This window comes from Streptomyces sp. NPDC091271 (assembly GCF_044757505.1).
Lineage (GTDB): Bacteria > Actinomycetota > Actinomycetes > Streptomycetales > Streptomycetaceae > Streptomyces.
The window spans coordinates 943,770-962,966 of record NZ_JBIVVD010000004.1 but is presented as its reverse complement, the minus strand read 5'-3'; the positions used below and the strand labels follow the sequence as shown (position 1 = coordinate 962,966).

Annotated in this window: 19 protein-coding genes and 4 pseudogenes; 9 read left to right on the top strand and 14 right to left on the bottom strand. The window is 68.4% G+C overall.

What is annotated here, in order from left to right; translation table 11 throughout:
• The first annotated feature begins 483 nt into the window (after positions 1-483).
• Positions 484-1,047, top strand: coding sequence for a TetR/AcrR family transcriptional regulator (locus tag ACIQM3_RS20940; protein ID WP_401626376.1), 564 nt, complete (start codon positions 484-486; stop codon positions 1,045-1,047).
• 79 nt (positions 1,048-1,126) lie between these two features.
• Positions 1,127-2,029, top strand: a complete 903-nt coding sequence (locus tag ACIQM3_RS20935; protein WP_401626373.1) for an SDR family NAD(P)-dependent oxidoreductase — start codon at positions 1,127-1,129, stop codon at positions 2,027-2,029.
• Between the two features lie 871 nt (positions 2,030-2,900).
• Here the strand turns inward: ACIQM3_RS20935 and ACIQM3_RS20930 are convergent.
• From ACIQM3_RS20930 to ACIQM3_RS20915, 4 genes are all read right to left on the bottom strand, one after another.
• On the bottom strand, positions 2,901-3,791 hold the full coding sequence (locus ACIQM3_RS20930; RefSeq protein ID WP_401626371.1) for an NmrA/HSCARG family protein: 891 nt from the start codon (positions 3,789-3,791) through the stop codon (positions 2,901-2,903).
• A gap of 88 nt (positions 3,792-3,879) precedes the next feature.
• The gene (locus ACIQM3_RS20925; RefSeq protein WP_401626368.1) at positions 3,880-4,320 is read right to left on the bottom strand and encodes a MarR family winged helix-turn-helix transcriptional regulator; all 441 of its coding nucleotides are present in this window, start codon (positions 4,318-4,320) and stop codon (positions 3,880-3,882) included.
• Between the two features lie 499 nt (positions 4,321-4,819).
• The gene (locus tag ACIQM3_RS20920) at positions 4,820-4,960 is read right to left on the bottom strand and encodes a hypothetical protein (protein WP_401626366.1); all 141 of its coding nucleotides are present in this window, start codon (positions 4,958-4,960) and stop codon (positions 4,820-4,822) included.
• A gap of 135 nt (positions 4,961-5,095) precedes the next feature.
• Positions 5,096-6,037 (bottom strand): helix-turn-helix domain-containing protein, encoded by a 942-nt coding sequence (locus ACIQM3_RS20915; protein ID WP_401626364.1) that lies wholly within the window; start codon positions 6,035-6,037, stop codon positions 5,096-5,098.
• Between the two features lie 141 nt (positions 6,038-6,178).
• Between ACIQM3_RS20915 and ACIQM3_RS20910 the strand changes: the two genes are divergently transcribed.
• Entirely contained in the window at positions 6,179-6,904 is a 726-nt protein-coding gene (locus ACIQM3_RS20910; RefSeq protein WP_401626361.1) for an SDR family NAD(P)-dependent oxidoreductase, read from the top strand.
• 1 nt (position 6,905) lies between these two features.
• On the opposite strand, the pseudogene ACIQM3_RS20905 reads toward ACIQM3_RS20910, so the two are convergent.
• The 6 genes and pseudogenes from ACIQM3_RS20905 to ACIQM3_RS20880 form a co-directional block, all read right to left on the bottom strand.
• Positions 6,906-7,331 (bottom strand): annotated as a pseudogene (locus tag ACIQM3_RS20905) (helix-turn-helix domain-containing protein); the annotation flags it as partial.
• Positions 7,332-7,384: 53 nt separating this feature from the next.
• The gene (locus ACIQM3_RS20900; protein WP_401626359.1) at positions 7,385-7,768 is read right to left on the bottom strand and encodes a hypothetical protein; all 384 of its coding nucleotides are present in this window, start codon (positions 7,766-7,768) and stop codon (positions 7,385-7,387) included.
• 149 nt (positions 7,769-7,917) lie between these two features.
• Positions 7,918-8,211, bottom strand: coding sequence for a hypothetical protein (locus tag ACIQM3_RS20895; RefSeq protein WP_401626505.1), 294 nt, complete (start codon positions 8,209-8,211; stop codon positions 7,918-7,920).
• A gap of 234 nt (positions 8,212-8,445) precedes the next feature.
• Positions 8,446-8,604: pseudogene (locus ACIQM3_RS20890) on the bottom strand (transposase); the annotation flags it as partial.
• A gap of 508 nt (positions 8,605-9,112) precedes the next feature.
• Positions 9,113-10,300 (bottom strand): PQQ-binding-like beta-propeller repeat protein, encoded by a 1,188-nt coding sequence (locus tag ACIQM3_RS20885; RefSeq protein WP_401626357.1) that lies wholly within the window; start codon positions 10,298-10,300, stop codon positions 9,113-9,115.
• 41 nt (positions 10,301-10,341) lie between these two features.
• On the bottom strand, positions 10,342-11,145 hold the full coding sequence (locus ACIQM3_RS20880) for a hypothetical protein (protein WP_401626354.1): 804 nt from the start codon (positions 11,143-11,145) through the stop codon (positions 10,342-10,344).
• A gap of 114 nt (positions 11,146-11,259) precedes the next feature.
• On the opposite strand from ACIQM3_RS20880, the gene ACIQM3_RS20875 reads away from it, so the two are divergent.
• On the top strand, positions 11,260-11,454 hold the full coding sequence (locus tag ACIQM3_RS20875; RefSeq protein WP_401626351.1) for a transposase family protein: 195 nt from the start codon (positions 11,260-11,262) through the stop codon (positions 11,452-11,454).
• Between the two features lie 173 nt (positions 11,455-11,627).
• Positions 11,628-11,822 carry a hypothetical protein gene (locus ACIQM3_RS20870; protein ID WP_401626349.1) on the top strand — a complete coding sequence of 65 codons (195 nt, stop codon included), beginning with the start codon at positions 11,628-11,630 and terminating at the stop codon, positions 11,820-11,822.
• Between the two features lie 302 nt (positions 11,823-12,124).
• Here the strand turns inward: ACIQM3_RS20870 and ACIQM3_RS20865 are convergent, their stop codons facing one another.
• Complete coding sequence (locus ACIQM3_RS20865) at positions 12,125-13,243, bottom strand: FAD-dependent oxidoreductase (RefSeq protein ID WP_401626346.1); 1,119 nt, start codon at positions 13,241-13,243, stop codon at positions 12,125-12,127.
• 53 nt (positions 13,244-13,296) lie between these two features.
• Between ACIQM3_RS20865 and ACIQM3_RS20860 the strand changes: the two genes are divergently transcribed.
• From ACIQM3_RS20860 to ACIQM3_RS20845, 4 genes and pseudogenes are all read left to right on the top strand, one after another.
• Positions 13,297-13,989 carry a TetR/AcrR family transcriptional regulator gene (locus ACIQM3_RS20860; protein WP_401626343.1) on the top strand — a complete coding sequence of 231 codons (693 nt, stop codon included), beginning with the start codon at positions 13,297-13,299 and terminating at the stop codon, positions 13,987-13,989.
• A 201-nt stretch (positions 13,990-14,190) separates the two neighbouring features.
• Positions 14,191-14,352, top strand: a pseudogene (locus ACIQM3_RS20855) (transposase); the annotation flags it as partial.
• An 84-nt stretch (positions 14,353-14,436) separates the two neighbouring features.
• A pseudogene (locus ACIQM3_RS20850) lies at positions 14,437-14,565 on the top strand (IS3 family transposase); the annotation flags it as partial.
• 1,299 nt (positions 14,566-15,864) lie between these two features.
• Entirely contained in the window at positions 15,865-16,680 is an 816-nt protein-coding gene (locus tag ACIQM3_RS20845; RefSeq protein WP_401626341.1) for a DUF3592 domain-containing protein, read from the top strand.
• A gap of 46 nt (positions 16,681-16,726) precedes the next feature.
• Here the strand turns inward: ACIQM3_RS20845 and ACIQM3_RS20840 are convergent.
• The 3 genes from ACIQM3_RS20840 to ACIQM3_RS20830 form a co-directional block, all read right to left on the bottom strand.
• Positions 16,727-17,535 (bottom strand): IS5 family transposase gene (locus tag ACIQM3_RS20840; RefSeq protein WP_401626338.1). Its coding sequence is split into 2 segments (ribosomal slippage): positions 16,727-17,200 and positions 17,203-17,535, totalling 807 coding nucleotides; the frame shifts between segments, so codons are not numbered across the junction.
• A 104-nt stretch (positions 17,536-17,639) separates the two neighbouring features.
• The gene (locus tag ACIQM3_RS20835) at positions 17,640-18,221 is read right to left on the bottom strand and encodes an HD domain-containing protein (protein ID WP_401626336.1); all 582 of its coding nucleotides are present in this window, start codon (positions 18,219-18,221) and stop codon (positions 17,640-17,642) included.
• A 26-nt stretch (positions 18,222-18,247) separates the two neighbouring features.
• Positions 18,248-19,192, bottom strand: coding sequence for an NADP-dependent oxidoreductase (locus ACIQM3_RS20830; RefSeq protein ID WP_401626333.1), 945 nt, complete (start codon positions 19,190-19,192; stop codon positions 18,248-18,250).
• Positions 19,193-19,197 lie beyond the last annotated feature (5 nt).

The following is a 19,197-nucleotide window of genomic DNA, read 5'->3' as shown; positions in this document are numbered from 1 at the left end:
CACGCCCGGCTCAGCGCGCAAGACCCCGATGACGCAACGGGGCCCTCGGAGTCGGTCGAGGTCCGGCACGCGGCGGGGGTCGCGGGGGGGGCGGGGAACAGGAACCGTGCGGCAGGGCTTGGGTGGTGGTCATGAAGGGCTGGCCTCCGAGCGGGAGCCGGTGGGAGGGGCCGGGGTTCAGGCGTGGTTGTCGTTCCTGCGCCGTTGGGTGGCGGGGTTGGAGACGAAGCGGACGGGACATGCACGGCGGGCGCCCACTCCTTCGAGGACGACGGCGAGCAGGAGTCCTCATCCGGCGGGGACACCGAAAACGCCTTCGCCCCTGTCCAAGCAGGGCAGGGGCGAAGGCGCCTTGTACCGCGACCGCGCGCGGAGGGCTCCACCGCTCTCAGGACGGGCGGCGAGTGGCTGCGTGGATGCCCACTGCGGTGCGCGCAGAGGCAGTAACTTGACTGACTGGCCACTCTCCTACATGCTGTAGTCATGCCCAGACCGAGGAGCGACGACAAACGCGCGGCGATCCTGGCTGCCGCCACCCTGATCATCGCCGCTCAAGGGCTGGGGGCGGCGACGGCGGCGATCGCGAAGGAGGCCGGCGTCTCGAACGGGTCGCTGTTCACCTACTTCCACACAAAAGCGGATCTGCTGAACCAGCTTTACCTGGAGCTGAAGGGGGAGATGGGGGCAGCGGCACTCGGCGGCCTGCCAGCAGCCGATGCGCGCACCCAGATGCTGCACATGTGGTCACGATGGATGGACTGGGCGACAGCCAACCCCCAGAAGCGCCGCACACTGGCGCAGCTCCAGGTATCCGACGAGATCACGGCGTCCACCCATGAGTCCGCAAGCCGGACCATGGCAGGCATCGGGGGGATTCTGGAGCGCAGCCGGGCGAACGGCCCGATGCGCGACGCCCCGGCGACTTTGGTCTTCATGCTGTGCAATGCCCTGGCCGAGGCCACTATCGACTACATCATCGGCGACCCGGATCGCGCCGACGAGCATAAGCAGTCCGGTTTCGACGCGCTCTGGCGCATGATCGGCTGACCCGCCTCACCCCTGGTCCACACCCTCGTTTCCACGCGCGCCCATTAATGACTGACTAGTCAGATCTCTAAGGAGCGTCATGCCCGACAAGGCTTACGTCATTACCGGCCCGACCTCCGGCTTCGGCCGCCGCACCGCCCTCGAACTGGCCAAGCACGGCACCGTCGTGCTGGTCGGGCGCGACGCCGCCAAGCTCAACGACGTACGCGAATGCATCGAAGGCAGGGACGGAGACGCCGTGACTGTCGTCTGCGACCTCTCGGACCTGACGAGCGTGCGACGCGCCGCCGCTCAGATCATCGAGCTCGGCCTCCCGATCACTGGCGTGCTCAACAACGCCGGCATCTTCCCCAACCGTCCCGGCACGAACGTCCTCGGCTGGGACACCGCCTACGCGACCAACCACATCGGGCCTTTCGTGTTCACGGAGACGCTCATGCCCCACCTCGAAGACGGCACGCAGGTGGTGTTCATCGTCTCCGCTGTGGAGGATCCGGAGCGCAAGCCCGCCACCATGTCCGGTTTTCGCGGCGCCCGGTACATCTCCGCCGAGGCGAGCACCCGAGGCGAGTGGAAGCCCGGCGGCTCAAAACTGCCCGGCGGAGACGCCTACGCCACATCCAAGCAGTGCAGCCTGGCAACGGTGCTCGCCTTCGCAGGCGAAACACCCCGACTGCGGTTCAACGCCATCGAGCCCGGCTTCGCCCCCGGCACGAATCTCGGCCGTGACGCCAACCTGTTCCTGCGTCTGCTGTCGAAGTACGTGCTCTCACCTCTGGCCCCACTCGTCAAGTACTGGACCACCCCCGGCGCCGCTGCTCGCATGATCACCCGGATACTCACCGACGAGTCGGACGCCACCGGCGTCTACTACGACGAGAAAGGACGTCCGATGCGGGGTTCCGCACAGGTGCACGACCCTGCGTTCAACGCGCGGGTAGTCGCCGAGACCCGTGCACTACTGGGAACAGTTTCCGCCTAAGGAATCCTTTCAGGATGCACTGCGGGCGAGCGTATGCAGTGTGCAAGTCACGGTCCCCGACGAGAACCACCGGCCCCCAGCCACAAACCCGACCCGGTGGCCCTGGCCTGCGTCCATCACTTCAAATGGCGCGCTCGTGTGCTGGACGATCTGTGCCACGGGAGGAGCGGTTCGCCTCCGGAACTGGTCCGAGCGCACCTCGGCCATACGCGCAGCGGCGGATCGACGTCGCAGCCCCCCGCCCGCCTTCCGCCACGTGACCTGCCTGCCGGCGGGAACGTGAAGCGCAGACGATCACCGCCGCCTGGCTCCCACGCGCGGCCCGCACCGTCGCGCGCCCGTGAACCGACGCGGGAAGGGCCCGGCGGAGCCACAAGGTCGTTTTCCATGTCGCGGCGTCGTGCTCCCGCACCAGGCAACCGCCAGCACCGGGGGGCCGGCGCCGCGGCCAGTGACAGTGCCCGGAACGACGGTCGGAACACAACGGCCCGCGTTGCCGTCAGAGACCGCTCCCCACCCGGGCCCGGACACAGCCCCGGGCGCGGACCCATCGGAGTCCGCCAAGCGGCTCGCCTCCGTACGAAGCGACGCCCGTCGCCTTTCCGCCGTCGCCTTCATCCCCGCAGCCGCAGCCGGGTCCATCCGAGGGTCTGCTTGAGCGGGCGGAACGTGTGTTGCAGGTCGAAGCGCCTCAGGAAGGACTGCCAGCACCGGTCGACATCCCGCGTAGCGGCGCCGGTGCCAGACCACCAGAGCCCTCGGGCACGCCCCGGGAGCTTCGTGACTACTTCAACCGTGGACGGATGCGTTGCCGTGCCCAGAGCGCCGAGACCGTGGGCACGATCGTGGGGAGTTCATCGCGGCCGGAGGCTCAGGAACCGGCCACGTTTGTGGGCGCGGTCCAGCCGGTAGCTCGGATCCACTCGACCAGGTCCAGGGTGGCCGGCTCGATCGAGCGCATCTCCGCGAGGTCCGAGGGGTTTTCCTCCGCCTTCGCGAACTCGCGGAACATCGCCTTGTCGAGGTCGTTGGGAAGCACGCTCAGCGGGAGGGCCTCGTACCGTGCCGGGAGCCCGGCGCGCACGCCGAACGCCGCGGCGATCTGGGGGCCCGTCAGCTCGTCGCCGACGAGCTCGACGGCTCCGCCGGGCGCCTCCGCGGTCTCGAGCAGGAGCGCGGCGGCGACCCGGCCGATGTCCCTGACCGAGATCATCTTCAGGGCGACGTCCTGCGGCAGCGGCAGCCTCAGCACGATCTCCCCATGCTCCAGGCTCGGTGCCATCACGCTCGCGAAGTTCTCCATGAAGGCGGTCGCGCGAACCATCGTGGCCCTCAGGCCGGACTTCCTCAGGTGCTCCTCGATCGAGTGCTTCGAGTCGTGGTGCGGCACCCCCGACTCCCGGTGCGCTCCGAAGACCGAGTTGAACACGACGTGCGGGACGCCCGCCTCGACCGCCGCGTCGACGAGCGCGGTACCGACGCGGATCTCAGCCTCGACCTCGTCGAGGCTGTTCGCCTCCGGGGTCATGAAGTAGAACCCCTCGACCGTCGCCAGCGCGGCGGTTAGCGACGCCGGGTCGTCGGCCCGGATGGCCGCCAGCTCGACGCCGCGGGCGGCCAGCGCCTGAGCCCGGTCGGACTGCGGGTTGCGGACCAAAGCTCGCACCCGCGCCTTGTGGTCCAGCAGCGCGTCGACCACCGCCCCGCCCTGTTGCCCCGTCGCGCCGAAGACTGCAATCGTGCCGGTCCCCTGTGTGCTCATCACTGCCACCCCTTCACTAGTTCATGCCGTGAACGAAACTAGTTCATGGCATGAACTGTGGCAAGGGGTGGGTGGGTGTAGCGGGACCTCACGGTGTGATGGGTTGGTTCGAGGTGGGCGAAGAGAGGTCCGAGGTGTCCACGATGGCGGTGGCCACGCGCTCGAAGTCGCGCTGGTCGTTGGCGTCGAGGTTCCTCGCGATCTCGGGCAGGCGCTTGGTGATGTCGGCGTAAACGGCCTCGGCGAGCGCCTTCCCCGTGGGCGTCGCACTGAGCATGACGACCCGTCGGTCCTGCGCCGAGCTTGCCCGGCCGACCAACTCGCGCCGCGCGGTGCGATCGACCAGCTGGCTCAATGCGTTCTTGGTCATGCCCAACGACGCGGCGAGGTCAGCCATCTGCCGCGGCTCGTTCCTGACTGCGCAGAGCAGCGTGGCCTGCGAGGGGGTCAGGTCGAACTCGGCGCAGATCTGCGCGTACTTGCGTTGAATCACAACCGAGAGCCAGAAGAGCTTGTCGCCATAGTCCACGCCGACCTCCCCGGTCCGATCACGAACGATCAGCCTACTCGTCGCGGGCCGACAGACCACGCCACTCACCAGGAGATGCACACCTCTGCGAGGCCGCCTGGCACTCCTATCCCAACCACTTTGATCGACTTGCCCTGTCCCTTCACTCTCAGTATCCGGCAAAGGTTATCGACATCCTCCACTGGCCCCCGCAGCGGGCGGATCGCAATCGATGAGTCGGATCAAGTACGGATCAGATCCAGTGAGAAAAGACCAGCTCAGCTGAAAACCCGCCCACGGAGACCCCCCACCATGTCAGCCCGCCGGCCCCAGGCTGATTCCGAGCCCCTTTCACTCGCGTGTGGCGTGTGCTCGGTCGGTCGCCGGCCACCCCGCCGCGATGTCGCCCGTCCCGGCCCCCCCCGGCCTGCTCCACAACCTCGCCGAACCACCCCAGCTCGCCGCCGCGACCGGCCGACTCACCGCCTACAGCATGATCACCGCCAACCACGACGGCACCCTAACCATCCACCGCCTTCTCCAGGCCCTCTCCCGCACCCCCGACACCGACGACCCCCACCGCACCGCCGAAGCCGTCAGCCACGCCCGCGACCAGGCCGCCGCGCTCCTCGCGGAAACCTCCCCCACCGACACCGGCCACCCCGAGACCTGGCCCCTGCTCCCGGACACCACCCGCGGCGGAACCGTCGTCGCCGCAGCTCTGTCTGCTGGTGGTGTGCCTCGGCTGACCCGGGCGTCCCTGCCGTGGGCGGGTGGCGGCACCGGCCCCGCCCAGTTATGTGGCATCCGTTTCACGAGCAGCGGTCGCGGCGTATTCGGTCGGGGTCCGGCCGTAGTACTTGCGGAAGGCGCGGGCGAAGTGCCCGCTGTCGGCGAACTGCCAGCGGGCGGCTATCTCCGTGACGGTCATGCGCCGGTGCGGTGCGACGAGCGCGCGGCATCCTTCCTCGAGGCGGCGGCGCCGGATGTAGGTGCTCAGCGGTCGGCCTTCCCTGGCGAAGGCCCGTTGGAGGGTACGCGGGGAGACGTTCAGCTCCCGGGCGAGAGCCGAGGGGGACAGAGCGGGGTCGGTGAGCCGGCGGTCGGCCAGGTCCCGCGCGGCTTGGGCCAGGGCCGGCGACAACAGGGGCTCCACGTCGTCCAGGCCGCACCCGGCGGCAGCCCGGGCCAACTCAGCCAGGGTGCTGCGGGCAGCGTCGACCCCGGCCGGCCCAAGACGGTCCAGCATCCGGCCCACCATGGCGGCGTGCGTCGTCAGCAGCCGCACCTCGGCGGTGTCGGCCGGACCGGAGGCCGGCCCACCCCGCCCGAGCCGTACCTCTGCGGCGGGCAGGACGAGTACCTGCACGACGGTGTGTGGCGCCGCGGAGAAGTGGGACAGCCTTCCCGTCTGTACCAGCAGGCGACCGGCCGGTGCCGTGTGCTCGACTCCTCCCGGTTCCTCGAACCGCCAGGTCCCCCGGTGGACGATCCACAGGCGGACGTGATCGTCGGCCCCGACCCGTCGGCCCACCGTCCGCAGGGGGGCCGCGGTCTCGAAGCGGTTGAACATCATGTCCCGCACCCGGAACCCGCGGGACCGAGCCGAGAAGCCGGACACGGTCGTCCGGCGGAAGGGCGCCAGCGCGAAGGTCTCGCCCATCCGGCTCCGCCACTCGTGTGCGAAGTCGCTGAAGGCGTTCGCGCCGCTCACGTCTGCCGAGAAAGTGCCGCTCATCGTTGTCGCGAATCTCCTGTTCGGGCTGACGCGCCGGTCCGAGACGCCGAGACCACACGCTTCATACGGTTGTTCCGGCATGCATCGAAGGTCCGACATCCGCAGTCCGGAATGTCGAAACAAGGGTAACGAGGTGGCGAATTGAGCACGCTCGCGATCGTGGGCGCAGGTCCGCAGCTGGGGCGCGCGATCGGCCGGCGATTCGCCGGCAAGGGGTTCGACGTGGCGCTGATCGCCCGCAACCCTACGACGCTGCAGGCGGTGGCCGACGATTTGTGCGACACGGGCGTGCGGGCCGAGCCGTTCCCCGCCGACGTGACCGACCGTCCCGCTCTGCACGCGGCGCTGACCGCCGCCGAGGAGCGGCTGGGGCCGATCGACGTACTTGAGTACTCGCCCGCGCCGTCCCTGGACGACTTGCGTCGGGCGCCGCTGGTCGAGGCCACGAAGGTCACCGTCGACTCGGTTCTGGCCCAGCTGGATCTCTACCTGCTCGGCGGTGTCGCGGCGGTGCAGCACGTCCTGCCCGGCATGCTGGAGCGCGGCACGGGGACGGTCCTGGTCAGCAGCGGGGCGGGGTCGGGGCCGGTGATCGCCCCGCACGTGGCGAACGTCCAGATCGCCACCGGTGGGATGCGTAACTGGATCCTCAACCTGCATGCGGCGCTCTCCGGTACCGGCGTCTACGCCGCGCACGTGGCGATCGCCGCCTTCATCGGCCAGGGGGGCCACGACTCCCAGCCTCAGACGATGGCCGACGCCTACTGGCGGCTGCACACCGAACGCACCGAAGCCGAGCTCGTCATCCAGGACCTGCCGGACGACTACCTGGAACGGGGCCTGGCGGACAAGTTCGTCGAGCCCTGAGCCGCCACGTCTTCAGGCGTTGAAAGGAGACGCCTTCCTCGCGGAGCAGGATGCGCAGGCCCTCGTGGCTGATGTCGTCGACCACCCCCTCGGCGACCAGGAAGTCCGCCAGCTTGGTCAGGCTCCAGGTCGAGAACGGCAGCTCGTGCTCGGTGGGCCTGGACTTGGCGACCTTCTTGATCTCGCGTCGTTCCGGCAGCGTGAACGTCTTCGGCCGACCGCCGGAGTACTTCGGATACAGCGAGCGAAACCGTCCGTAGTGAAGTTGTGGATCACGTCTCTGACACGGTCGTCGCTGGTGAACGACACCTCGGCGATCCTCGCCACCGGCATGCCCTGAGCTGACAGCAGAACTATCTGGGCACGCCGCCAGTCACCGCCGACCCTCGTCGCCATCGATCTCACGAACCTGCACACGTCCAGCCACGTGATCGTTCTGGCCCCGTCCGCCGCGCAGGGAAGCACCCGCGCGGCATCACGTCACGAGGCAGACGTTGTCAGCGCGCGGGTCAGTTCGGCGTCGTATTGATCGGCGTCGAAGTGAAAAGTCGGAGGGCGTTCCTCATCAACGGGCACCTGCCAGTCGGACCACTTCACGATCCTGCCGTGACGCTGCACAAACACGGACAGGTAGCCACAGCATCCGCCCGTGCACTCGGGCTCACCCAGCACTACACGTCGTCCCCCGTCGGTTGCCCAGAGGGGACCCTGGCCATCGGACGGCAATGCCTCCTCGGCAAGCGGGCCGCGGCCTCCCTCTCCGATCGCGGCTGCAACCACTTCCGCGCCATCGATCCGGAAAGACAACTGGGCAGCCCATCGGGGGCCTGGTGGCAACACACTGATCTCAAGCCGATTGAACACCCAAGCACCCTACGGGAGTACTGGCAGCCTCAGTTCCGTTCCCACGGTCGGAGGCGGGCATCTGGCCGACCATCAGGCAACGTCCGAAGGGGCGAACGTTGCCTGATGCGGCACTAGCGACAGAGCCAACTTCTGTGGAGCGGTGACGCTCAGTACTGCCGGCCTTGTCGGCAGGACGGTCGATAATGCCGGTCATGGCGCGCTCGGCCGCATCGCCGAGGTTGCACCAGAGGTGGAACCGGTCGGCGACCTGGACCGCGGTGGGCGCCGATGCTGGAGCCCTCGGCGAAGAACGGGCCACGGTCACGGCAGACGACCTCGATCCCCGGGTGATCGGCCAGCCAGTCCGCGACGGTGCCTGCCTCGCGATCCGGCAGGAGGTCCACCGGTCTGCAGGTCTCGACATCGACCAGCACAGTCCCGTACACACGGCCCTTGCGCATCGCGTACTCGTCGACGCCGACCTCACGCGGGACCTGTGGCTGGGGTTCCGGGAGGGCATCGACCAGCCGTAGGAGCGTCTTCCGGCTGGCCCTCGCACCGAAGACCGTCAGCCAGCCGCGCACCGGCACGACCGGCCAGGGCGAGGGCCGGGATGGTCGTGGCGGGGGCGCCCTGTCACGGTGACCCCGGTGCTTACCGCGGCGGGGCCGGGAACATCTACCGCTACACCGGTGATCACGCCAGTGAACCCCGGTCCGAACCCGGTGAAGAATCCCGTCGATCACCTGCCGATGATCACGCCACCGCCCACACCGACCATTGCTCACCGGCAGGAACGGCCGCAGCCGCTCCCACTCGGCGTCCGACAGATCGCCGCGTTCTCCCCACCCCATAACGGGAACAACGAGCAGATCAGGCGACAGTCACATGATCGGCCGGACAGCTCCTAGCCGGGAACCTAACGTAGGACCACCCGCTCAACCGGGACGCATGGCCCGCATCTTCACCGACGCCCGACGGGGCCGTCTCACCTCCGCTCGCGCGCACAGGACGAGGTCTCGTCACCGATCACACCGACGACCAAGCCGGCCGGAGATTCACGTGCTGGGCACGCTCCAGGTCAGCGGCATCAGCAGCACGCTCACGGCCCCAAGGTCGGGGCACTCGCCGCGCTGATCCATCTGAGCCCCGGGCTCAGCACCCAGTCGAGCAGCCGCTCGTCGGCGCCGCGACCTGAGTCGGAACGCAGTGTGAAGGCCGCCACTGCGCCCGCGCTCCCGCCCACGCGGCGGGACCTCGATCCGCTCGGGTCCACGCGGGCTGCCGTTAAGGTACGGCGGGCCGATGCATCCGTGGCTGGGCCAGGGGGTGGTGGTCGGGACCGGCCACCACCCCCACTGCTCACTGCCCGTACGCGACCAGCAGATCGGTGGCCGGCACCACCACGAGCCCGCCGCCCGCACCGAGACCGGTCAGCGGCTGGGACACGTTGTGCTCGTCGGGCTCGTCGATCGGCGCGCCGACGTCGGTGGACCAGACGGACTGACCGGTGGCGCCGTTGACCGCCCACAGCTGACCGCTCCGGGAGCCGACGTAGACATAGCCGTTGATGACGATCGGCGCCGTGCTGATCTGGCCGTCGCCCTCGAACTTCCAGCGGGTGGCCAGGGTGCGGCTGTGCCGCTCCTGGAGGACACCGTCATCGACGAAGTAGCCCTGGCGGCCGTCGAAAGCCGGCGCGGGTGACCAGCCGGTCGCCTCGTAGGTGCCGCGGACCTTCCCGTCGGCGATGTTGAGGACCGAGGGAGTCATCCCGGCGTCGTCGCGAACCCAGACACCACCGTCGGCGAGAACAGGGGTGCGCCCCCCGCCGCCGGAGCAGTCCGTCTGGTGGTGCCAGATCGGCGCGCCCGACTTGGGGTCGAAGGCGTATGTCTGCTCACAGGCGTATGAGACGTAGACGCCGTTGGCCGTGACGGCGGGCGAGCTGTTGTCCCCGTTGGCGACAGGCTGGGTCCAGATCACCGCACCAGTGGCAGCGTCCACCGCGTACAACGTGCCGCCCGAACCGGCGCCGCCCGTGTACACCACGCCGCCGGCGAAAGTGGGCGGAGAGGTGAAGGAATACTGGTCAGGCAATTTGACGGTCCAGATCTCCTTCCCAGTGGCCGGGTTGAACGCCGTCAGCACTCCGTCGTAGTTCTGGGCGTAGAGCCGGCCGCCCCCGTAGGCGAGCGCGGACCACCAGTAGGTGCCACCGAGGTCGACGGGCTCCCAGGCGTTCTCGCCCGTGGCCGCGTCAATGGCGTAGAGGGTGGTGCCGTACCCATTCGGTGAGGCGGCGGTGGCGAAGACGCGCCCGCCGGCCACGACGGGGTAGGAGACTTTCCCGCCCAGGTCGCGGGACCACTTCTGGTTGAGCGGCGGCGCGCCCACAGCGGGGTCGACGAGGCTGCCGTCGTGCCGGGCGTTGATCTGGTAGGTGGTCGAGACTCCGGCAGGCGCCGGCTGCGCGCCGACCGGCGACACGAACGCGACAACCGATAGTGCCGCACCGAACAGGCCAGCGATGGTTCTTCGAAGCTTCACTCGGACATCCCTCATCATCCGGCATCGCCATGGCGATGCGCTCAGGGCGGACCGGCCCCCGGGGTCCGGTGGCCGCTTTCAAGACCACATGATCCTCTATCGGGTCTCAACCGCCATGTCATTTGCAGTAGTTGAGACTCGTCGCGGCTGCCCTCCCCTCTTGCTCGGCACGCGGGATCCGAAGTCTCATTCGCCGGTGTGCGCTGTCCCCGCCAGGCACTGATGCCGTCGTCGAGCTCGACCGGGCCTGCCCCGGACGAGCGAGCACGCCAGCCGCGGCTAGGTGGCCGGCGAGGCCCCGGGCCGGGGCGGGTTTCAGCGGAACGGTCTTGCCCACGAGTAGTAGGCGGCCGGTTTGTGTCGTAGCGGCTCAGGAGCAGGACCTGGGGGGCGGTGCAGGGAACCCGTGACGGCGCCGATGAGTGCTCGGTGGAGTTCCTGCGGCGGACCTTGGTCCAGCCGCGCATACCCGGCCGGTAACGTCCCGTCAGGCTCTTGCCCACGACGCCTTCGAGACCGGGAACGTCGGTCCACTCGTACAGCCACTCCTCCGCGACCGCGAGGTCCGTGGTCGACGGGAACAGCGTCCACGGCGCTCCCAGCCAGTGATCGGCGAACAGCACCTCCAGGACCTCGCGGCGGCGCTCGAAGAGCTCGTCCAGCAGCTCCTGGCCGTCACTCTGCAGGACGTCGAACCAGATGCAATGAGCGGGCAGCTCGGCGGCCAGGGCGCGGGCGTTGCGGCCGGCGGTCGCGCGGCGTTGCAGGGCGTGAAGCTGAGCCGGCCGTGGTGGTCGAGGACAGCGAGCTCGCCATTGAGGACGAGATCGTTCGGGAGACCCCATTCGGCGTGGACCGCTCAACTGTCACGCGGGCCGTCGGCGAAGTGCGGCCGCTGCTCGCGGAGCGTGGATGCACCATCAGCTCCGACGTGCGGCTGCGAACCCTGGCCGACGTCGTTGACCACCTCGGCGAGACCGGGAAACGGCATCATCGACGGCACGGAGATCCGTGTCCGCCGCCCGGCCGTGGGCCACAAGGACCGGGACAAGTTCATCTCCGGCAAGAACAAGCAGAACGCCGTGAAGGCCATGGTGTCCACCGACGGGGACGACCGGCTGCTGTTCTGCAGCGCGACCCAGCCAGGAAGCTGAGCGGACATCACTCACGCCCGAGAGTTAGGGCTGGTCAAGCTCCTGGCCGAGGGGCCAGCGGTCGAGATCCTCGCCGATGCCGGATACCAGAGGCTCGGCGCTCAGACCGGCGGACGCGTCGTGCACCCCCGCACCGCAAGTTCAAGAAGAATGCCCCTGACTGGTACGAGGAGATGCATGAGCGACAGCGCAAAGCACACTCCTCCCGACGCATCCGGGTCGAGTACGGCATCGCCCGCCTGAAGAACTGTCGAGCCCTCGCCCGCCATCTCGGCCGCCGAAACCACATGGACGACACCGTCCAAGCCATCGCCGGACTGCTCTCCCATCAGCAGACCATGGACCTGATGACGGCACGGCAGATGTGATCACCAAGCCCCGCCGGGACTCGACGTCTCACAGCCAACCGTGCACGAGCTCGTAAGCTGTCAGCAAACCCTTCATCAGCCGTCATCGGATCTGACTGGATCTGCGCCGCCGCCGGGCCCCGGAAAGCCCGGGTTCATTGGACGCCCGCCGCGCCCGTCGTGATTCGTTCGTTTGACGACACGGAGGAGGGCCAGGACGTCCCGGCCGGAGCCCATCACTCTTCGCGCACCTGGTAGTTATGTGTGCGAGGAGGATCGGACCGGATTCGCGATAGCGGGCTGAGGGCTGCGACGCTTGGCAGTCACGATGGCTGGACTTGATCGAAGAGGGCGAGGGCTTCGGCAGGGTCCGGGCTCACGAGGCGTTCCAGACCGGCAGTCGTGATCTTTGCCCATCTGCCGGCCCGTGCCCACATCTGTTTCTCGAAGGCGTGGACGGCCTCGTCCAGATCTGCAGGGCCGGTGGCGATGGACTCGGCGAGTTCGGCGCCTTCCAGCATCGCAAGGTTCGCGCCCGCCCCCAGCGGGGGCATCAGGTGGGCGGCGTCGCCCAGTAGCGTCACCCCGGGGACGTGGGTCCAGGTGTGGGACACGGGCAGGACGTAGAGGGGGCGGTCGACGAAAGCGGTGCCGTGGCGGAGGAGGTCGAGGAAGGAAGCGGCCCAGCCGTCGAACAGAGCCAGCAGGCTCGATCGCACGGCCTCGACGTCGGCCAGGTCCAGGTTCGTGTGCCAGTCCAGCGGCGCGCGGAACTGGGCATACACCTTGACGTGGCCGCCGCTGCTGCGCTGGGCCACGAGAGCTCGGTTCACGCCGTACACAGCCACGGAACCGTCGCCGATCAGCCGGGCGAGGTCGGGGTGGCGGGTATCGACGTCGTCGAGGAAGGTCTCTACATAGGTGACGCCCGTGTAGTGCGGTGTCGCCGACGAGACCGCCGGGCGGATCCGGGACCAGGCGCCGTCCGCGCCGACCACGAGGTCGAACGTCTCCTGACGCCCGTCCGCGAAGTGGACCCGTACGCCATCCCGGGTCCCCGGCACCACCTGCGTCACGCCCCGGCCCCACTGGACGTCGAGAGGGCCGAGCAGCAGGTCACGGAGTTGCCCGCGGTCGATCTCGGGATTGGCCCGGTCGTCTGGACAGGGTTGCCAGTCGCGCAGGACGGTCCCGTCCGTGTCCAGGATGCGCATGGCCTGCCCCTCGGGACGGGACAGCGCCTCGAACTCCGCCAGCAGCCCCGCCTTGTCCAGCGCGAGCTGGCCCAGCCCTTCGTGCAGGTCCAGGGTGCCGCCCGGGGGGCGGGCGTCGGGGGCGGGATCGCGTTCGAGGACGGTGACGGGGTGGCCATGGCGGTGCAGGACGCGGGCGAAGGTAAGGCCGGCGGGGCCGCTCCCGATCACAGCGATACGGTGTCTCATGTCAATACACTGTATTTGTTCATTACGATGCATCGCAACAGTTCGGAGTGACCATGACCGTGTGGGACCGGCCGGAGCCGCCGACTCGCCCCGTGCCGCTCGACCGGGAGCGGATCGTCGCCGCAGCCATCGCGCTGGCCGACGAGGGCGGCCTTGCGGCGGTGTCGTTGCGCAAGGTCGCCGCCCGGCTGGAGGCCGGCCCGATGCGGCTGTACGGATATATCTCCACCAAGGAGGAGCTGTTCGACCTCATGGTGGACGAGGTCCAGGCCGAGATTCTCCCCGAGGAGCAGCCCGGTGACTGGCGGGAGGCGCTGCGCGTCCTTGCCCACCGCACCAGGCAGGCAGCCCTCCGTCACGAATGGCTGGCCGACCTGCTCGGCGGCCGGCCGGCCTTCGGCCCGAACGGCCTCGCCGTGGCCGAGTCCACCCTGTCCGCCCTCGACGGCCTCGCCGACATCGACACCGTCATGCGTGCCGTGGAGACGGTCAGCGCCTACTTCACGGGCGCGATCAGGCGCGAGATCACGAATCTGCGGGCCGAGCGCACCACGGGCCTGTCCAAGCACGACTGGCAGCGCGCCCGCGGCCCGCACCTGACGAGAATGCTGGCCACGGGCCGCTTCCCGGCGCTGACCAAGGCCGTGTACGAGGGCACGGACGTGGACGCCGAGGCATCCTTCGCAACCGGCCTGGACTGGGTCCTCGACGCCGTGGCCGTCAACCTCGCCCAGCCGCCGGTGTGACGCTCAGATCCTGCCGAATGCGAGGGAGGCCGAGGGCCGTACTGCTTTCAACGAGCATGACAGGGTCCTTCACAGAGGTGGCGGTCAGGCGGCTGTGCCGAAGCCGGAGGCGGCCGGGTCCTGGTCGTGGAGCTGGGTGAAGTCGAGGTTGGGCTTGATCCGCTTTCACGGACCTTCGAGATCTGGGGTTCAGCCCCGAAGATGTCCATCATGGAGAGCATGGGGAAGAAGAAGCCTCGCCGCCCTCGTCGTTCGTTCACGCCGGAATTCAAGGCCGAGATCGTCGGGCTGTGCAGACGAGGCGACCGTTCGGTCGGGCAGGTCGCCGAAGACTTCGAGCTCACCGAGACCGCGGTGCGGGACCGGGTGAAGCAGGCTGAGGTCGACGCGGGCGAGCACAACGGGCTGACCAGCAGTGAGCGTGAGGAGCTGGCCGGCACCTCCGCCTGGCCCAGCCGGGCTGCCGCCCGCACCGCGCTCTTCGATTTCATCGAGGGCTGGTACAACTTGCACCGATTGCACAGCAGCCTCGGCTACCTCAGCCCCGCCGGGTACGAGACCGCATGCGCAGCCTGACCACCACACCAATGGTGTCCGTCAAAGCGGAACAAGCTCAGAGAAGACCGCATTCTCCAGGAAATCCACGCCACCGGCGGCGACGTACGTCGAATTTGCGACCTCCTCGGACTCACCAGGGCCGGAGCCATGCGCTACACCGCCGGACTGGAGAATCCCGACCTGACCGGTCAGCCTATTGACGGTCACGCAATTCCCCACCCTGACAGTCGCGAGTCCTCATAGCGGCAATGGCCGTAGGGCGGTCGGGTCCGGCTGGTCGCACACGGCCGAAGTTGGTGGCCCGAAACTCCAGTGGAAGTTGCCGGGATACTGGCCTTCGGCTCGTGTCCGACAGCAACCACTGCAACATCAGCGGCCAGGTCGCCCAGCAGCAAGCGTCAGCGAGTGCCCACCGTCAACGTCATGCAGGGTGATAGTCACGCCGCAATCCTCCCACCCCCGGCACACGAACTGCCCAGCCATTCGAACTGCTCGTCCGCGCCTAATACTCCAGCCGTAGATCGTGATCTCGCCCGTTGTCGGAATGGACGCTTCGGTTGGCGGACCCGCACTCAGTCGCAAATGAGTGGCTGGCGGCGGCAGTACTGCTGCGGTTGGCCTCTGGGACGTGGAACTGCTGCCGGGTGAGACCGCAGAAAAGGTCGGCCAAGATGCCCCCGTAGGATCCGGGCATGAACAGCAAGGGGTGGGGAGCCCTCTACGGGTTGTGCTTCGCTGCCGCGCTCGGCTGGAGTGGGACCGGGCTTGTCGAGGGCGGGTGCGAGTGGCGTGCCGACGGCCAACGTTGGGGGTGTGGGGTGCCGGACGGCCACGGCTGGTATGTCTGGGTCCTCGTCATCGCGTCTCTTTCATTCCCGCCGCTGTGCTGGACGATGATCCGCACAGACGACTGGCGACCGTCGCTGGGGTTCTCCGTTGGTGCTGCGGTTGCTTTGGGGATCACGCTGTCCGCAGGCACCACCCGGGGATTCTTGACTCTGGCGGCAGTAGAGGCGGCCTTGGCTGTGGGAGTGCCGTTGATTCTTAGAGCTCGTAACAAGATCTTGTCCAAGTGTTCTGGTCGGGTGGGGCAGAGTCGGCGCTAGGAGAGCACGCGCGGGCTGAGGGCGGTAATCGAAGCTGGCCAGGACGGCTCCGTGGGTGCGCGACTTTGCCTCTGGATCATCGCCGTGGCCCGGTGGTGCCAGGGGCCAGGATGCCCCAGCGCTGAGTGTGGCCGTCTTCTGCCCTGAGGTTGCGGCGTGCGCCTGCCACGACGGTGGGCAACCGTTTGTTGATCTCAACCGTCATATGCACATGACGACGCCCCCTGCCCTCCCATCCCTCGTGCTGCGCGGCAGCAGTGCCACCGCCCGCTTCGGGGACGGACTCGACTACGTGCAGTGGGAACAGGACGGGCGCGTGACACGAATTCCGCTGGACGCCATCGAAGCGGCCCGCAGCTTCGACCGCTCGTTCGAGGTCGTGCTGACGACTGCAGAGGCCGACCGCCCTCCTGCTGTGTACGCGGTTCACGATGCCAGCGCCGCTGCCGTGACCGCGTTGTGCGCCGCCCTGCAGGCCCGCCTGCCCGAGAGAGCGGCCGAAGGACCGCGCGTCGACGGCGAAGATCTGATCACCGAAATGCCTGCTGGATACCCCCGAAGGCCCTCGAAGCGCGTGCTCGTTGTCGCCGTGATCGCGGTCTTCGCGGTGATCGATGTGGCAGTGGCGGTGCTCCGTGAGCCGGCGTGGGCGATCGCGCTGCCGTTCTTTCAGCTCTTCGCGTGCGCGGGGGCATTCATGGCTCTGACGCTGGGACGAGGCCTGTACGACGCGCTGCGCCTCCCCAAGCACGGCATCACGGTGATGGCCCAATTCGACCACTACACTGACAAAACCAAGGTGTACCGGTATGCGGACCAGGAGGGCGGGCTGCACTTCTACCGGGAGTCGGCCGGCGGGCAGCAACTGGAACTCAGTTACGACCCGCGCAACCCCAGCCGCGCCTCCGCCCGCCAGTCCCTGTACGGCCAGGTCATGATGGCGCTGATAGCAGTCGTGGGCCTCGGTATGGCCTGCGGCGGGCTTGGAGTCACCGGGTACCAGCTCTTCATCGCATTGCGTGGCTGACTCCGTACGCGCGCGTGTCGAGCACTTCTTGAACTGGTACCACCGCTCATGATCGGCACTGCTTGAGGCGTCTGAAGCAGATCAGGCTGCAGGCGAGAGAGACGAAGGCGTTGTGGAGTTCGGTGCGGCGTTCCCAGCGCACGGCGAGCCGCTTGAACTGGTGGAGCAGGGCGAAGGTCTGCTCGACGACGTAGCGGAGCTTGCCGATGCCCTTGATGTTCGGTGATCCCTTGCGGGAGATGACAGGCAGGATTCGCCGGTTCCGCAGTGCGTCGCGGTGGGCGTTGGAGTCGTAGCCCTTGTCACCGAGCACGGATTCAGGTCGGCGCCAGGGGCGGCCGGGGCGTCCTGCGACGGGCGGGATGCCGTCGACCAGGGCGAGGGTCTGGGTGACGTCGTTGACGTTGGCCGCCGTCGTGATGACCTTCAGTGGGGTGCCGCGTCCGTCGCAGATCAGATGGTGCTTGCTGTCTGTCTTCCGCCGGTCGACCGGCGACGGACCGGTGTCGGCGCCCCCCTTTTCGCGCGGATGTGAGAAGCATCCACGCAGGCCCGCGACCAGTCGAGCTCGCCGGCCGCGTTCGGCTCGGCAAGCAGGACCCGGTGCAGCCGGACGCAGGCTCCTGCCTTCTGCCACCGGTCCAGCCGCCGCCAGCACGTCTGCCCCGAACCGAAGCTCAGCTCCAACGGCAGGAGTTGCCAAGCTATGTCGTTGTAGAGGACGAACAGAATGCCCTGCAGACAGAGACGCTCCGGCACCGGCCGAGGCCCCGGCGACCGCTCCGGCCACGGCGGCAACAACGGCTCGATCAACGCCCACACCTCATCGTCCACGATCCACGGTCGAGTACCCACACCGTCACGAACGGCCGAATCGTCACACCGGTAACGCCCAACCAGCCCACATCGCCAAGATCGTGTTACGAGCTCATAAGTCGCAGACAGCTCCTGTCCTCCTTCTAGGCAGTGGAGTCGAGCGGGTTGGAGGCCATTCTGTCGGCGAGTCCCGATCGCACCGCACCGGCAGCGGAACTGCCGGGTTTGCGAGCTGCCTGGGCCTGGAAGCACGTCAGAAACTGCTCGGTGAGGTCCAGCCTGGGGTAGCGTTCCAGGACCTCGGCCCGGAAGCCGACGGAGTAGTCCTCCGCGTCCTTTCCGATGACTTCGGTCGCGGTGGCGCGGGCCAGCAAGTTTCCCTCGGGGTCAGCGGAGGCCTCCACCCACGGCCACATATGGCGGACGATCACGTCCGAGACGCGCGCGCGGCGCTCGGCAGGCCATCCGGCGCCCGCTGCGAAGACCTGGGCGACGTGGCCACCGGCCTCCTCGAACGCAACGGTGTGGCTGTCGAAGGCCGGCACCAACCCGATGTCGTGGAACAGCGCAGCAACGTAAAGGAGTTCCTCGTCGAAGGCAATGCCTTCTGCCACGCCGCGCGCGGCCGCCCACACGTAGGCACGCAGTGAATGGTTGAGCAGCGCGGGGCAATGGTAGGCGGTCGCCACCTCCAGGGCGGCGGCCGACGTCATGCTGCCGGGCATGGGGAGAGCGTCGAGCGACGTGCGGATCACGGTCGGCCTGTCTCTGTAGCGCTGTCCGGCGCGATGCGGATGATCGTTTTACCGTGCCTGCCGCGGCCGGGCGCGAAGGCCGCGGGCGCCTCGGCGAGCGAACATACCTCCCCGACCATCGGCTGAAGCCTTCCGTCCCTCACCCGCTGCACGACATCGGCGAGCCTGTCCCGGTCGGCTTCGACGACGAAGAAGACGGCCCGCCCGTCCTGGGGCTTGACCCTTGGGGGTTCGGCAACGGTGACGAGAGTGCCGCCGGCGCGTACCAGTGCGGCCGAACGGTCGAGAATCTCACCACCGATGACGTCGAACACGACGTCGACCTCTCCGGTTTCCTCCAGCCGGTCCGCCTGCAGGTCCACGAATGCGTCGGCGCCCAAGCCGAGAGCGGTGTCCCGATCGGCGGGCCGGCCGGTGGCGATCACCCGCGCTCCCACATCGCGTGCGAGTTGGACCGCGGTAGACCCGACACTGCCTGCGGAGCCGTGGATCAGGACCGTCTGCCCCGCCGTGAGCCGCCCGTGGCCGAACAGCGCCTGCCACGCGGTCAGGCCCGAGATGGGCAGCGCGGCGGCCACGGTGTAGTCGACGTCCGCCGGAAGCGGGGCAAGGTTGCGGGCCTCCACCGCGGTGTACTCGGCCAGCGATCCGTCACGGGTCCAGTCGGCAAGGCCGAAAACCCGCTGGCCGACCGTGAGGCCGGTCGTGCCGTACCCCAGCTCGGCGACCACCCCCGACAACTCGTGCCCAGGCACGCTCGGCGTCCGGTCACGCCCGCCTCGGTCGGTCCACGTCCCGGGCCAGGCGAGTTCCCCGCGAGTGAAGCCAGCTGCATGCACACGCACAATGACGTCGTTCTCAGCAGCGTGAGGATAAGGCAGTTCCGTCAGAGTGAGGCCGCTGGCACCGGCATCACGGTTACGGACGGTGATAGCTTGCATAGAGA